General features: G+C 66.3%; 17 protein-coding genes. 13 read left to right on the top strand and 4 right to left on the bottom strand.

What is annotated here, in order from left to right; translation table 11 throughout:
* Positions 1-100: 100 nt before the first annotated feature.
* Complete coding sequence (locus HQ603_RS09540) at positions 101-1,195, top strand: acyltransferase family protein (RefSeq protein ID WP_371831035.1); 1,095 nt, start codon at positions 101-103, stop codon at positions 1,193-1,195.
* Here the strand turns inward: HQ603_RS09540 and HQ603_RS09535 are convergent.
* Entirely contained in the window at positions 1,176-2,102 is a 927-nt protein-coding gene (locus HQ603_RS09535; RefSeq protein WP_222684313.1) for an LLM class F420-dependent oxidoreductase, read from the bottom strand. The genes HQ603_RS09540 and HQ603_RS09535 overlap by 20 nt on opposite strands.
* 859 nt (positions 2,103-2,961) lie before the next feature.
* Here HQ603_RS09535 and HQ603_RS09530 point away from each other — a divergent pair.
* From HQ603_RS09530 to HQ603_RS09505, 6 genes are all read left to right on the top strand, one after another.
* Complete coding sequence (locus tag HQ603_RS09530; protein WP_222684312.1) at positions 2,962-3,279, top strand: hypothetical protein; 318 nt, start codon at positions 2,962-2,964, stop codon at positions 3,277-3,279.
* A 24-nt stretch (positions 3,280-3,303) separates the two neighbouring features.
* On the top strand, positions 3,304-3,723 hold the full coding sequence (locus HQ603_RS09525) for a hypothetical protein (protein WP_222684311.1): 420 nt from the start codon (positions 3,304-3,306) through the stop codon (positions 3,721-3,723).
* An 11-nt stretch (positions 3,724-3,734) separates the two neighbouring features.
* Positions 3,735-3,896 (top strand): hypothetical protein, encoded by a 162-nt coding sequence (locus tag HQ603_RS09520; protein ID WP_222684310.1) that lies wholly within the window; start codon positions 3,735-3,737, stop codon positions 3,894-3,896.
* A gap of 147 nt (positions 3,897-4,043) precedes the next feature.
* Positions 4,044-4,328, top strand: a complete 285-nt coding sequence (locus HQ603_RS09515) for a hypothetical protein (protein WP_222684309.1) — start codon at positions 4,044-4,046, stop codon at positions 4,326-4,328.
* Positions 4,329-4,654: 326 nt separating this feature from the next.
* Complete coding sequence (locus tag HQ603_RS09510; protein WP_222684308.1) at positions 4,655-4,840, top strand: hypothetical protein; 186 nt, start codon at positions 4,655-4,657, stop codon at positions 4,838-4,840.
* Between the two features lie 78 nt (positions 4,841-4,918).
* Positions 4,919-5,395, top strand: a complete 477-nt coding sequence (locus HQ603_RS09505) for a hypothetical protein (RefSeq protein ID WP_222684416.1) — start codon at positions 4,919-4,921, stop codon at positions 5,393-5,395.
* Positions 5,396-5,708: 313 nt separating this feature from the next.
* Here the strand turns inward: HQ603_RS09505 and HQ603_RS09500 are convergent, their stop codons facing one another.
* Positions 5,709-7,493 (bottom strand): AIPR family protein, encoded by a 1,785-nt coding sequence (locus HQ603_RS09500; protein WP_222684307.1) that lies wholly within the window; start codon positions 7,491-7,493, stop codon positions 5,709-5,711.
* 367 nt (positions 7,494-7,860) lie between these two features.
* Positions 7,861-8,502, bottom strand: a complete 642-nt coding sequence (locus HQ603_RS09495; protein WP_222684306.1) for a hypothetical protein — start codon at positions 8,500-8,502, stop codon at positions 7,861-7,863.
* A 421-nt stretch (positions 8,503-8,923) separates the two neighbouring features.
* Between HQ603_RS09495 and HQ603_RS09490 the strand changes: the two genes are divergently transcribed.
* Genes HQ603_RS09490 through HQ603_RS09465 form a run of 6 tightly spaced genes read left to right on the top strand, consistent with a single transcriptional unit; the run spans position 8,924 to position 13,555 of the window.
* The gene (locus tag HQ603_RS09490; RefSeq protein WP_222684305.1) at positions 8,924-9,640 is read left to right on the top strand and encodes a hypothetical protein; all 717 of its coding nucleotides are present in this window, start codon (positions 8,924-8,926) and stop codon (positions 9,638-9,640) included.
* Complete coding sequence (locus tag HQ603_RS09485) at positions 9,637-10,470, top strand: hypothetical protein (protein WP_222684304.1); 834 nt, start codon at positions 9,637-9,639, stop codon at positions 10,468-10,470. Before HQ603_RS09490 ends, HQ603_RS09485 begins: the two co-directional genes overlap by 4 nt.
* A gap of 37 nt (positions 10,471-10,507) precedes the next feature.
* Complete coding sequence (locus tag HQ603_RS09480; RefSeq protein ID WP_222684403.1) at positions 10,508-10,831, top strand: rhodanese-like domain-containing protein; 324 nt, start codon at positions 10,508-10,510, stop codon at positions 10,829-10,831.
* A 19-nt stretch (positions 10,832-10,850) separates the two neighbouring features.
* Positions 10,851-11,849, top strand: a complete 999-nt coding sequence (locus tag HQ603_RS09475) for a DUF4328 domain-containing protein (protein WP_222684303.1) — start codon at positions 10,851-10,853, stop codon at positions 11,847-11,849.
* Complete coding sequence (locus HQ603_RS09470; RefSeq protein ID WP_222684302.1) at positions 11,846-12,622, top strand: glycerophosphodiester phosphodiesterase family protein; 777 nt, start codon at positions 11,846-11,848, stop codon at positions 12,620-12,622. The genes HQ603_RS09475 and HQ603_RS09470 overlap by 4 nt, the downstream gene beginning before the upstream one ends.
* Positions 12,623-12,649: 27 nt before the next feature.
* Complete coding sequence (locus HQ603_RS09465) at positions 12,650-13,555, top strand: DUF5926 family protein (protein ID WP_222684301.1); 906 nt, start codon at positions 12,650-12,652, stop codon at positions 13,553-13,555.
* Here the strand turns inward: HQ603_RS09465 and HQ603_RS09460 are convergent.
* Positions 13,542-14,544, bottom strand: a 1,003-nt coding sequence (locus tag HQ603_RS09460; protein ID WP_261773635.1) for an LCP family protein, incomplete at its 5' end; no start/stop codon positions are given. The genes HQ603_RS09465 and HQ603_RS09460 overlap by 14 nt on opposite strands.

Below are 14,544 nucleotides of genomic sequence, written 5' to 3'. Positions count from 1 at the left end.
CGACCCGCACGTGAACGGAACCTTACGATCGGGTGCTATGTCCCCGGCCCGCGACTCCGACGAGGTGACGGCGCCCGCCCGGCCGCCGCGCCTACGGAGCATTCGCTTCCCCGGTCTGGACGTGTTGCGCGCGGTCGCGGTCCTCGCCGTCGTGTACTCCCACATCTCGTACTACCTGGTCGACGACGTGGGCGGGACCTGGTGGGTGATCGACCTGGTGACCACGACACTCGTCGATCACGGTGGGCTCAACCACCACCTCTCGTTCGTCGGGGTGGCGTTCTTCATGATGCTGACCGGGCTGGTGTCGACGGCGTCGGTGGCGCGCCACTCGCCTCGCTCGTTCCTGGTCGGTCGCGCGGCGCGGCTGCTGCCGGTCTTCTGGCTCTCCATCTTCGCGGCCGTCGTGCTGGTTCGACTCGGTGTGAACGGCATGTTCTCCCAGACCGTCGGCATCAGCAACGCCGAGGCCGCGATGAGCTTCGTGCTCGGCGGGTTCTTCCTGCGACCCGAGGTGGTCGTCCTCGGGGTCACGTGGACGCTGATCGTGCAGTTCGTCTTCTACGGCTACGCCGTCGCGCTGCGGCGGGTGCTGACGACGCGTCCGGTCCTGGTCCCGACGATCGGCGCGGTTCTCTGCTGGCTGGTCCTGCTCTACACCGATCTGGTTCCGTACGACTGGACCGTGCCGATGCTGGACAAGATCGCCGCGACGTTGCCCACGGTGTTCCTGGGTCAGATCGCGTACTTCGCGTTCGCCCGTGCCGCGTCGTGGCGGGTCCTGGTGGCGGCGGCGTTGGCGCAGTTCGCCGTGATCCAGTTCGCGATGACGGTCGACGCGTTCCACGTCGGCCAGCGCGGCCACCTGTGGACGGTGCTGGTGCTCATCGTCGCGGTCGTCCTGATCGCACCCACCGACACCGCGTTCGGCCGCAGTCGCGTCGTGCACTGGTTGGCGACGCGCAGCTACACCATCTATCTGGTGCACACGCTGGTGCTCTACCGCATCTACGAGTGGGTGGAGCCGCACCTCGGCCCCACCGTCGCCGTCGCGGTCTTCGCACTCGTCGTCGGCATCCTGTCCGACCTGGTGTACCGCTACGTCGAGACGCCGGCGTCGGCGTGGATCGCCAAGCGATTCGCCGGCAGCGGGTCTCCCGGCGCCGACCCGAAGGTCACGCCACCTGCGGCATGACCTGCTCGGCCACCAGTGCCAGGTGGTCGAGGTCGTGCAGGTCGAGCACCTGCAGGTAGACACGCGTCGAGCCGAGTTCGGCGAACCGGCCGAGGGTGTCCACGACCTGGCTGGGCGATCCGGCCGCCCCGTTCCGTGTCACCTCGTCGACCTCGCGCCCGATCGCCCCGGCCCGTCGGGCCACCTCGGCATCGGACGACCCGCAGCACAGGACGAGGGCGTTGGAGAAGGTCATCGACGACGGGTCGCGCCCGGCCTCGGTGCAGGCCGCCCGGACGCGGTCGAACTGCGTCGCGGTGGTCTCGGCGTCGGCGAAGGGCAGGTTGAACTCGGTGGCGTACCGCGCGGCCAGCGCCGGCGTCCGCTTCTTCCCGCCGCCGCCGATGACGATGGGCACCGAGTCCTGCACGGGCTTCGGCAGACCGGGCGACCCGGTGACCGAGAAGTGGTGTCCCTGGTGATCGAAGGTCTCGCCCTCGGGCGTGGCCCACATGCCGGTCACGATGGCGAGGGTGTCCTCGAAGCGGTCGAACCGCTCGCCGACCGGCGGGAACGGGATGGCGCCCGCCGCATGCTCCTCCGCGTACCACCCGGCGCCGAGCCCGAGTTCGACGCGGCCACCGCTCATCGCGTCGACCTGGGCCACCGAGACCGCGAGGGGGCCGGGGTAGCGGAAGGTCGCCGAGGTGACCAGCGTTCCCAGGCGGATGGTCGACGTCTCGCGGGCCAGTCCGGCCAGGGTGACCCACGCGTCCGTGGGCCCGGGCCGGCCGTCCACGTTCATCGGGAGGTAGTGGTCGGAGCGGAAGAACGCGTCGAAACCCAGGTCTTCCGACGCACGGGCGACCCGGAGGAGGTCGTCGTACGTCGCGCCCTGCTGCGGTTCGGTGAAGATGCGAAGGTCCATGACTCGACTCTAGAGACGTCGGGGTTGGACGGCGCACGATGCCGGGGCGCGTTCTCCGGTCCGAAACCCGGACCGGAACGGGTTCGAGGCCGGTTTCTGTGGATTTTTCTGTGGACAATGTGGATAACTCGTCGGCCGGGTCGGTCGTGCGGTCGGAGGTACGACGGACCGTGGCACAGCCCTGCGCGGCGTGCGAGCGCGCCAATGAAGCAGGCCGCGCACCGACGGGCGGTGCCCCCGCCGGTGTCGGCGACGGTGCGCAGGTAGCGGCGTTCGCTTCGCTGGAGCGGTCCCATCGGGGGGAAGAAGCCGTCGTCGAGCGCGCGCCGACCTTCGTCGGTCGACGGCGATGTGGGCGTCCTCGTCGTCGAAGGGTGCTCTCGGGGCGACGCGAAACCTGCTTCGTTCGGTGGCGCTTCGATGCCGATCGCGAGCCACCCCTGACGCTCGGCGTGCTCGCCCAGACTGTTGAGCAGAGTGGTCTTGCCGACCCCGCGTAGCCCGGACAACACCATCCCTCGGTCGTGGATGCGGTTCATGCTGCGCGCGACGAGCAGATCGAACTCCTCGCGTTGCCGTGTGCGCCCCTCCAGGGCGGGTGGGCGGAGACCGGAGCGGGGCTTGAACGGGTTCAGGGCGGGGTCCTTATGGTCAGTTCAGGCGATTATCGGCCTCTATGGCAGAGATGCCATAGGTGAGGTAAAGGGCATTAGGTGCGCTACCGCAGGAGCAGCCCAGTGGCCTCCGAGGTCTGCCGCGCCACCCCCTTGCCCCCCGGACATTCGGGCCTCTGAAAAATAAAGCAATAGCTAACCGCACCTACCGCGCTCCGTCGGGGGAACTGAAGGACGGCACCTTCGTGCTCGACTTCGTCAAGGATCCCGCCGAGATACGCAAGGCGTTCTTGACGTACTTCCTCGAAGCACATGTCGAGACGACCACCGACCCAAACCTGGTACACCAACTCGCAACCAAGCTGGCCCACGCACGGCTCTTCACACCCAGAGATGTCGAGCACTACGCAAAGGCCTGGTGGACGCCGACACAGTCGCACGCGGCGCTGGCGGCTGCCGTGACCCCCGCCCGCGACGAGTTCGCCCAGCGCTGGGCCGAGGCCGAGGATCAGCAGGACAGCCAGACCCTTGATGAGCTGCGGGCCTTCCGCGAGGACTGTTGAACCTACGTACGCCTGTACGACTTCATGTCCGACGTCGTCGACTACGCCACCAGCGATTTGGAGAAGTTGGCGGAGTTCCTCCGTCAGCTCGTGCGACTCCTTCCTTCCGACCAGACGGGAGCGGACACCGAGATCTCGGGGCTCGAACTGCGCCGCGTTCGCCAGGTCGACCAGGGCAGCTCCGACATCGGCCTCCACGGCGATCAGGACACGCCGGGGTTGTCCGGCATTTCCGGCGTCGGGTCCGGCCCGCAACAGGCATTGCTGTCGGACGTCGTCGCGCGAATCAACTCGCTGTTCGGCGCAGAGTTCGCCACCCGCAGATCGCCGGCTTCGTCATTGCGGCCGCAGGCTTGGCCGAAGAGGATCAACGCATCGCCGACCAGATCGACCACAACGCCGTCGACCAGTTCTTGGCATCGCGGGAACTACGAGAGACCCTGACCGACGCCGCTGTGCTGGATGAGGGCGCATTCGGCAAACTCACCGGAGCACTGGCTGGCGAGAACGAACGGACCGACGACTTCATCCGGCTGATTGGGCAGTACCTCTATCAGTCGCGCAGGATGCGGACGGCGGATAAAGCCGCCTCCGACCACCCGGAGAATAACGTGTAGGACGTTGACGACGGTATGCGCTACGCATCAATGCCATGTACAAGATGGTCGAGAGCCGATGTGGCCGCGCGACCCAACCAGCTTGACCAGCACTTCTATGCCGTTCCAGGACGGCACGCACCTAAAGCGTTGATATACCATTAGAGGGTGGGTCTGACGCGAAAGAATATCGACGCTCTCGCCGAGTTGGGCGACCAGGTCGTCGAACTCGAAGAACGGCTGAGAGTTGCCCGGGTTGAGCGGGGGAAGGTTCTTGTTGCGTGCTACCTGGAAGGCTGGACCTGGGACGAGTTGACAAAGATCGGCCGGACCTCGCTCGCATCTGTGCGCAAGTACGTTCTGGAGGCGGGAGTTCTACGTCCTCCTCAGGGGCGCACCGAAGCAGGGAGAGCCCGGAAAGCTGCTCAACGCGCATCGAAGACGGACACGTGACTCACGAGGACTAAACCGGTGACGCCGGCCACGGTGCGCCATGCCGTTCGAGGCCGATACACCCACAGGTGGATAACGAAAATGTTGCCGATATTAGAGATTATGACATATCCACTGGTACACGACCAATTATTCCGGCTGAGCAACGCGCTTGTTTCGAACCGCGCGACAATTGGGGCACGGCCCCGACCGCAGGCATGCGACCTTCCCTCGTCCCCAGGAAGGCTGCACACGCACTACTCTTAGCCCCACCGTGCCTTCTTCCCGTACTCGTCCCAACGAGCGTTGAGGTTATTGCCTACCTCTCGGCCCGCCCTCGACCCATCGTGATCGACAAAGAAGTTGAACCGATCGGGCTCGGCGATCGCCTTCACGAGCATCCAGATAGCATTCGCGGTGTCGGCATATCGATCATCAGCATGGGCATCGGTGTCTTCGAACTCCAGCTCAATCTTGATCTCGCGTCGGATCATGGACGCCCCTCCCTTGCTAAACCAACTGCTGCGCTGTGACGTGTTCCGCCAGTAGAATCGAATGCATGAATCCCCCAAGGCGCACGACGCCGCACGCCTTGACGCCCGAGGTGTCGCGTGACAACTAGCATGACAGGTCGACTCGAGTGGGACGACGAAAATCTCACCCCTGGCAACAAGAAAGAGGGTGGATATCACAACAACCTCTACGACAGCGACGGCAGGCTCAAGGGAAGTGCCAGGTTCATCCCGGAGCATGAGCCCGAGCGTTCTGCTGCCGATGAGCCAGCCGAAACAAGCGGCAAGGACCGCCAGCAGTGGGAAGCCCCCCAGAAGCTGCGAACCGGCATCCAAGCAGAAGCCACCATGCTCCTAGCTGAAATAGTGAAAGGCGTAGCCAAGGACTTGATGGTGGAGGCGAGGCCTCATGCAGAGAGGCTGTGGAAAGAAAAGGGTCGACAAGCCCTTGAGAGTAAACGCGCAGAGGCAATGCGCGACGCCGGACTGTTGTGGGAACGGAAGGCTCGACCCCTAATTAGTCGACAGCGTGAAAAGTTAATGACCCGAAACAGCGAAACCGGACGCCAAAGGTAAGCCCAACATCCCTGCGCATGGCACCGACGTGATTACGTTCTCTTTTTCGACGTACACGAGCCAGACAAGCCGGATTTTGAGTCGCGCTGGAGAAAGCAGCCGACGTCCGTGGTTCGTCGGTTTTTAGCAATTTTGATTGCAATTTTGCTTTGGTACGAGATTTTGGGCAGACATGAAGAATATTCTCTCTGGCTGCGAAGATTGGTCTACGCAACCTGCGCCCGTGGCCTATACGGTGCCCCCGTACCGTCGGCGGGGCGAACTGGCGGTGTTCGTGGCGTGGCCGACAACGGACTAGTGCAGCAAGCGTTGGTCAAACGCCCGTATAGGTCATATCCGCCAGCGCATCGAAGGGACCAGGATTAGCAGACCTGGCTACCTCTAACATCGCACTAAAATCTTCAATCGCTTTTCTGACCCGATCCTGGGACTTTAAACCACGGTCTGTTGCCGGCGACAACATTGACGATAAAGCTGTTGCCAACTCCACGACGGGCTGCCAGGCCTTAGTCGCATCCGCCGGCGACAGATTCTTCTTGAAACTCAGTGCGTATCGATCTGCGATGGCCACACCGAGAACCGTTTCGATGCACGAACCAAGCGCCGCCATTAACAAGTAGTTCGAACCCCGGGCGCTAAAATAAGCAGCGTGCTGTTTCTGAGCGCGCGTTCGGGAATTTTCCGGGATGGCAAGCATGTCTTTCTTTGTCTTTTCGATCGCCTTTAGTAGACCGTAAGCGTAGACGATGTGAGACGCGGTGACTGTATCGCGAAAGACAGACGAATACACGGCGTCATTGTCCCAGATACTCCGCGTTTCGTTATAAGCAAGGTTGGGCTCGCCGTGGAAGGCCGCAAGAGACTGGGCCACGGACGAGTCCGGAACGAGCGTCTTCATGCGGAGGATAGCGTCGGTCGTGCCTCCTCGACGGCCACCTCGGTAGTCGGCTTCAGGTATCCGCGAGAACTCCTTTCGCAGCCTATCCTGCACGGCATCTTTGCTACGAAAGTCAGTCGCTTCTACTTTGTTCTGCGTGTTGTTGTATTTGACAATGTCTCCCAGCACGGACTCATTCGTGCATTTGACAAAACGGGCCATCACCCTGGCCCCATGGGCTGTTCCGGCTTCCGTTGCATCTAGGCTTCCCAAAGCCCCAGTGGTTTGACCCCCGTTCACAATCCCCACACCCTTTACTCGAAGAGTGTGCTTGCCGTCGTCGTCGACGACGTGCACGTAATCATTCACCAACACGGTGATGCCGTTGTTATAAATCGCAAAGTTGTCTGGCTGCCCTTTTGCCGTCTCTTTGATTCCAAAATTTATATTTCCACTCGACCGGACCACGCCCAAATAGTCTCGAAGGTTCGGTGACATGAGGCTAGCCTTGTGGTCGGCCCAGAGGGCTCGCAAGTCAGCAACTGCTACTGCGGTCGAAAATGCGCTCCAATCCTGAGCGGACAATTCAAAACCGCCAGGGACCTTGAAGGTGTATTCTTCGGAAACGAGGATGGGTGCCTGCATGCGTGCGTACTCATCCTCTAATGCGCTTCGACCGATTTCAGTTGCCGATACGTCGATGTCGAGGTCCGGGAACGTCGCTTTGATAACCCTGTTGGCCGTCTTTATCGCCTGCGCCAATTCTGTACCGACGTTGCTGGATTCGACGCAGTTGTGCACGTACCATAGCTGAAGTTCGCGGATTTCTCCACCGTGCAGCGCGTCTCGAACTTCCTCCGCCGCACCGCGCAACGTTTCCGGAAGCTTGTCGAGGTCGCCATCCAGCAGCCAACTAACTCCCGTGTTCAAGTCGCTAGCTTTGTTCGCAGGCGCCGCTCCTAGCGGGACCTTAGAAGTCATGTAGCCCTGAGCAAGAACAATGCGCTGTTTGTCGGCGGAGACGGCGACGAGGTCACACTTCTTGTCGTTGTTGCCGTCCGTCAAGCTATTCGACGCAAAAGTGTCTACGTCGTCGAAACCGAGTCGCATCTGAGCCACGAAGAGCAGAAGTGCGTTGTCGCCGTAAGCCTGCAGGTCGTCGCGGCTTTCGAAGGCTGCGTATCCAGCTGTACTTTGCGTTGAGCCGCCCTGCGCCGCCATAGCGTTCCCTCCTGGTTACCTGCCCGTCAACGCATTATGCCTGACAGCACAGGCCCAGCGACCTTAGCCGGGCACGGCGCGGATGCGTCAGCACGGCAAACCGCATTCGTTCCGCCTCGGGAGACAGACATCCGTAGTCGTAAGTTTCTCGTCCCGTCAGGTGTAGGACTCGGCGGCGGGCGTGGGCTCTCATGCGACCAACCCAGTGCCCCCCCATTGCTGGTGCTGCTTCTCTCAAGGAGTCGGATGCTCACTCTCAGCGGATGGTTGCACACGGTAAACTCGAAGTTCAGGACACTTGAGCAGGAGCGTCTGAGTGGCAACGAGTCGGCCGGGCGTGTGGATCACGCCGCTGAACGACGGGCGTTCACGCTTGTCTGTAGTGCTCGCGAAGCCGATCGAAATATTGGTCGTACAGGCCCAATGCGGCACAGTAGGTGACGACGAAGTCTTCGTCGAGACCAGCCTGCTTGATTCGCGCGAGAGGTCTCTGCACGAGGTGCCTCTGCCGTCCACGTCTCGCACCCTCCCCGATCTCTCTTTTCCACATCAGCATGGACGTGAAGGTTTCCCGCAATTCCTCGTCAAGCAATGGTGTAGTCTCCCCGGTCCGCAAGTCGTAGGCGCCCGTCGCCGCCATCCGACCGTCGATCGCGGGTGGGGCACCGTACTCGAACACCACCACTGTTCCGCCTGGTTGCAGGCCGCGGGAGACTTCCGAGAGGCGTGCAATTCTTGGGAACGCCAACACGACACATCCTTCGCGATGGCCGAGTGACATCCCCTTCCTCATTACCTCCGAGCGGCCGCCGGCCGACAGGGACTTGAGCAGGCCCACAGCACCGGTGATGGTCGCGTCGTCCTCGTGAATGACCCACAGAGGGCCCTCCCCGACGTTGCGTTTCCGTAGCAAAGTCAGGAGGGCGCCGTCCGCACCCGTGAAGGCGGTGCCGTTCTGTGGGGACCAACGAATTACTGCTGCGGCGAAGTCGATCGCGCGTGACTGCATGGACTGCTGCCTCTCAAACGTTCGGTGTGTGCTCCTGTCGAGGTGGACGGCGGAGCCTGCAGGCAGTGTCCCGGGCGCGCCCGGGAAGACTCACGGTCCAAGAAGCACAGTGCTTAGGGTCCATGCGCCTAGTCGAGCTCGATGGGACACCACCTACACCGCCGACGTCACCCTCATCCGTAAGGACAGAACCGACAACCAAATCACTGTGACCTCGGTCATACTCGGGTCACCGGCTGCTGCTCCCGTGGACATAAGAACGAACGGCGTTACGATGTGATCGTTCGACCGTCGATGAGGGTCACGGTCGAGCGTCCACCCAGCAGCGATCACCGTCGCCGCCCACGGGGTTCATCGTGGGCTGCGCGTGCAGTGTGGTGTCGCGGGCTGGCCGACGCTCCCAGACAAGGCCCTCCGTCCCATGAAGCTCCCCTTTCTCGACCGTCCTTCGTCCTCGTCCCGCTTGTCGGCGGCGCAGCGCCACACCCTGACTCGGGTCGGCTACCGCATCGGTGTGCAGGCTGCGATCGACGCACTGACACGCCGCGACATCGGTGACCGCCTCGCACAGGCCCGCGCCGCCGAGACCGACCGCGATGCCGCACACCGCACCGAACGTCCCGCTGCCGCCTACCGACGCGCTCGTCGAGACGTGGCTCGCGAGAGCGACCTTGATTCGGATCGTCTGCTGCATGCCGCGATCCGGGCCGGCATCGCCAGCGAGGTGTCCGCCGCCGCCACAGCCCACTACAACGCGGAGGGCACCGGCGAGGCCATGCACGCCTGGACCACCGCGATCGCGCACGCCGATGCCTGGAACTCGGTTCTTGAGGACGCCGGCATCGACCTCGACGAGCTGCAGGAGGAACTCGACCTCGAGACCGTCGACGATCCCGGCGTCGATGCATTCGTCTCCGACCCCGCCGTCGACGCCGAGCAGGAAGCGGCAGTGATGGCCGACGCCCAAGCCGACACCGTCGCCGGAGTGCGTCCCGGTACCGACGTCACCACCGCCGAGCTCGCATCCCCCGGGCCGGTCGCCCTCTCCGCACCCGCGGTGGACGCGGACTACGGCCCGTCCCGCCCTGCCCCGGCGCTCGCACAGGCCACCACCCTCGACCAGGAGGTGTCGCTGTGAGCGCCACCCGCACCCCCACCTCGAAGGGTGCCGGAACCTCCGGCGGTGCGTCGGCGATCCAGTTGGCCCTCGTCCTCGGCTTCATCGCTCTGGTCGCCGCCGCCTACGGCGCATTGCGCGCCGGTCACGCCCTCACCGGCACCGGTGCATCGACCCCCGGCAACCCGTTCCAGGCGCTTATCGAGGTCGCTACCGGGAAACTGGTGTGGCCGACCGTGTCCACAGTGCTGCTGGTTCTCGGCGCTCTGGCCGTCCTCGCTCTGGTGTTCCTCGTCGGGTACCTGCGGCGGCAGCGGCGCGGGCCGAGCGCGTCGATCGACGCCCGAGCCAAGCTGATGGCCTCGCCCTCGCAGTTGACAGGGGTGACCGGCAAACAGGCCCGCGACAAGGCGCGGCGGCTGCGGCCCGAGCTGGCCGAGGTCACCGACCGAAATTTCGAGACTCGCGACATCGGAGTCGTGGTGGGGCGCACGGTCGTCGGCCGCAAGGACGTGTTCATGTCCTGGGAGGACGTCCTGCTCGCCGTCGCCGGCCCTAGCTTGGGTAAGACGGCGGCGTTGGCGACTAACGCCCTGTCTCGGCCCCCGGGCCTGCTCTCTTCACCTCGAACAAACGCGACGGCCACGACCTCGCCCGCGGCGTGCGGTGGGTCGGCCGAGCGCAACGTTACGACTTGCAGACCATCGCCGACAGTGACCGGGCGGCCGGGGACCGCTTCCGGCGGAAGACGCTGCACGGCATCGACCACATCATCACCACCCTTGAGCTCACCGCGTACGCCGCAGCGGCCGGCCCTACGACGGACCGTGGCACAGCCCAGCGCGGCGTGACAGGATCGACGGTGTGAGCCAGGGGTTCGGTCCGTCCATTCCGTCCGTGTCGGTCGCCGAGGTGCCCGAGCGTGCCGAGGCCACGTTGCTCGACGTCCGTGAGGACGACGAGTGGCAGCAGGGCCACGCCCCCGGCGCCGTCCACGTTCCGATGGGTGACGTCCCGTCGCGACTCGCCGAGATCAGCGTCGACGGCGAGTTGTACGTCGTGTGCCGCCAGGGCGGGCGTTCGGCGCGCGTCGTCGAGTACCTGCAGCGCGCGGGGATCGACGCGGTGAACGTCGACGGCGGCATGGTGGCCTGGCAGCAGGCTAAGCTTCCGGTGGTCGACGACGCCGGCCGACCCGCCACCGTCTACTGACCCGCGACCGGTCGTCCCGATGATCTACTCCCAGATCTGCGCGCGCTGTCGGCACCGCATCGACGTCGGACCTCGACCGTTGCAGTGGTGCCCGCGGTGCCGGGGCGTCCTGCTGTCCCCGGTGCCCGTGGGCGCGCAGCCCGGGTCGGTGCGTCGGAACTTCCGCTGGGTCGCCACCTCGCCGGGGGGCCGTCGACCGGCGCGCCGCGTCGCCGCGGGACCGACTCCGTCCTACGCCGAGATGCCGCGCTGGGGTCTGCCCACGGTCGTCGCGTCCCCGACGCCGGTGGTCGGACGCGCAGACCGCTGGGCCGATCGCGCGCCACGCCTGCTCGGCCTCGCCGTCGTCGTTCTGCTCGCCGCCGCACTGGCCGAGCTGGGGCGCTATGCCGTGCTGCTCGTCAACCGCCAACGCCTCGTCGAGCCCGTGGTGCTCGCACTGTCCGACGCCGCCGTGTGGTGTTTCGGGGCCCTCGCCGTCGGTTTCGGGGTCGCGGCCGCCGTCGCGTCGGTCGCGTGGCTGTGTCGGGCGCGGTCCGAGGCCTACGCCGCGGTCGGGGCCACCGACCCCCGCCGGTCCCGGACCCTGTACCTGGGATCGCTCGTGCCGATCGTGAACCTCGTGATGCCGGGGGTGTTCCTCACCGAGCTGGCCCGCGTCTCCCGGCACGGCACGCGGATGAGTCCGGTCCTCCCGTGGTGGTGGGCGCTGTGGGTGATCAACTGGGCGATGCTGGCGATCGCCACCGCTTTCCGCTTCGGCGACGGGATCCAGGCGCAGGCCAACGGCGTCGTCGCCGCGATGGTGACCGACGTCGTCGGGGCCGCGCTGGCGGCGACGACCGTGGTCCTGCTGCGCCGTGCGGAGGACCGCACCGCCGGCGGCGAGCACCGCGTCCCCACCCGGTGGGTCGTCGCGCCGCCCCGGTCCGAGAGGGCCGACCCGACCGAACAGGCCGACCGGGCCGAGCAGACCGACCCGACCGAGACGACGGAGAAAGCGGAGGCGGTGGGATGAGCCTGGCACCGCTGGTGGTGGCGCATCGGGGGGCGTCGGGCATGCGGCCGGAACATACCCTCGTCGCCTACGAGCAGGCCCTGCGCGAGGGTGCCGACGGCGTGGAATGCGACGTCCGCCTGACGCGCGACGGCCGGGTGGTGTGCGTGCACGACCGCCGCATCGATCGCACGTCGAGCGGCTCGGGGATCGTCAGCACCCTGACCTACGAGGCGATGGCGGGCCACGACTACGGCACGGCCGACGACCCGGCGAACGTCCTGCTGTTCTCCGATCTGGTGGATCTGGTGCTGCAGTGGAAGGCCAAGCCGGCGCGGATCTTCGTCGAGACGAAGCACCCGGTGCGCTACGGCGGACTCATCGAGAACGCGGTGTTGGCAGAACTGCACCGGTTCGGCATCGGCCGGCCGCCGTCGGCGTCGCTGTCGCGGGCGGTGGTCATGTCCTTCGCGCCGACGGCGGTGTGGCGGGTTCGCCGAGCGGCGCCGATGCTGCCGACGGTGTTGTTGGGCAACGCTTCTCGGTACATTGGCGGCGGTGCGGCGACCACCGTGGGGGCGACGGCGATCGGCCCGTCGATCCGCACCCTCCGCGAGCGGCCCGCCATGGTCGACCGCGCGGCCGCGGCGGGTCGGGCCACGTACTGCTGGACGGTCAACACCGCCGAGGACGCGCACCTGTGCCAGGACCTGGGGGTGCGGTGGATCGCGACCGATCATCCCGGCCAGGTGCTGGCCTGGCTCGACGAGAGCCCGGTGCCTGGCCTCCGGTGACCCGGAGACACGGTAGGTTCTGCGGCTGTGGGCAAGAGCAAGAGGAACAGTGGACCGAAGCCGAACAGCCGCCGCGCGGAACTGACGGCGCAGCGCCAGGCCGAGCGGGAGGCGCTGGCGGCGACGCCGACGCGGCCGTTCGAGGGCGTGGCGTTCGAGTGCGATCTGGTGGCGATGCGCGAGTTCGTCGCGTCGGCCACCGCGCCGCTGCCGCTGACCGACGGCGACCGGCCCACCACGATCGCCACCGTCCTGCCGGGCGCCGTCGGTGCGCTCGTCCGGGACGACGAGGCGCGCCACGCGTTCGTCGCGATGCAGGTGCAGACGTTCTCCGCCGATCTGTCCGCGGACCTCGCGGCGTCTGTGGAGTGGACCCGCACGGCCGAGCCGGGCACGTCGCTGCAGGCGTCGTCGCCGAGCGAGGAGACTCCGGCTCTGCGCGACCTCGTCGCCGACCGGCCCCTCGAGATCACCGTCCACAAGGATTTCTCCTGGTGGGTTCCCGAGGGTGTCGAGCCCGACGCCGAGGTGGCCGCCACCATCGAGCGCGCGAACGGCGCGATCCTGCCGTCGGCGCGGCTGGCGGCCGACGGCGTGTCCGCCGCCTGGTGGGTCGACGCGGGCGACAAGGCCCACATCCGCTGGGTCCGCCCAGAAGACGAGGACGCCCTGATGATCGCCCTCGCGCGGTTGTCGGCGCGCGGGGACCTGCACGTCGGTGAGGGCTCGCGGTTCGCCGGATCGTTCCGCACCCACGGCCTGCTGGTGCCCGTGTTCGACCTCGATCCGGAGCGTCATCCCGACGAGTGGGCCGAGGCCACTGCCGAGCTCGGCCGCCGTCTCGACGAGACTCTTGCCGACACCTCCGACCTCACGCCCGATCAGCGACGCGCCCGCGACGGACTGCGCAGCCGGCAGGTCACCCTCCGCTGAGCAGGTCCGGGGGCAGCGGCTGATCCTGCGCGACCAGGTCGAAGAACCGGCTCGCCCGCTCGCGGTCGGTGAGCACCACGTTCCCCGAGCCGTCGACGTCCTCGAACCCGGCGATGGGAATCGTCGTGGTCACCGTCTCGCCGCGCAGCGCCCAGCCCAGCGACGCGAGGTTCCAGATGTGGTCGCCCTCGTCCACCTGCAGCGACGAGACCAGCGCCCGCGTCAGCGGTACCAGGCGGAACGGGTTGAGGAACGTCGTCGGGCTCGTCGCCTTCGACAGCAGCGACGACAGGAACAGTCGCTGGTTGTTCATCCGGTCGAGGTCGCCGAGCGGGGTGGCGCGGGTGCGCACGAAGCCGAGGGCCTGCGACCCGGTCAGCTCCTGACAGCCCGCGGAGACGGTGAGCCCCGCCAGGGGATCGTCGATGTCGTACGGCACGCACAGGTCGACGCCGCCCAGGCCGTCGACCATGTCGGCGAACCCGCCGAAGCCGACCTCGGCGTAGTGGTCGATGCGCAGGCCCGTGACCTCCTCGACCGTGCGCGTCAGCAATGGTGCGCCGCCGAGGGAGAACGACGCGTTCAGCTTGTCGCTGCCGTAGCCGGGGATCGGCACGTACCAGTCGCGGGGCAGCGAGACCATGGTGGTCGGTCCCGACGACGGCACGTGGATCAGAAGGATCGTGTCGGTGCGGCCGGTCCCGATGTCACCGCCGGTGGCCAGCTGCGCCTCCTGCTCCGGCGTGAGGCCGGTGCGGCTGTCCGAACCCACCAGCAGCCAGGTGGTGCCGGGCGTCGCGGCCGGACGGCCGTCGTAGTTCGCGAGGGCGGGCACCCGATTCAGCGACGTGTCGGCCCAGATCAGGCCGCCGAGCAGCAGCACCACGACGAGTCCCAGCGCCAGGCCGATGCGTCGTCCCCAGCGGGGGCGACGTCGCGCGCGGGGCGGGGGACCGACCGAGGCCGGCGGAGCGGGGCGGCGAGGGGGA

This window comes from Rhodococcoides corynebacterioides (assembly GCF_019834675.1).
GTDB lineage: Bacteria > Actinomycetota > Actinomycetes > Mycobacteriales > Mycobacteriaceae > Rhodococcoides > Rhodococcoides corynebacterioides_A.
This window is presented reverse-complemented; position numbering and strand designations above follow the sequence as displayed.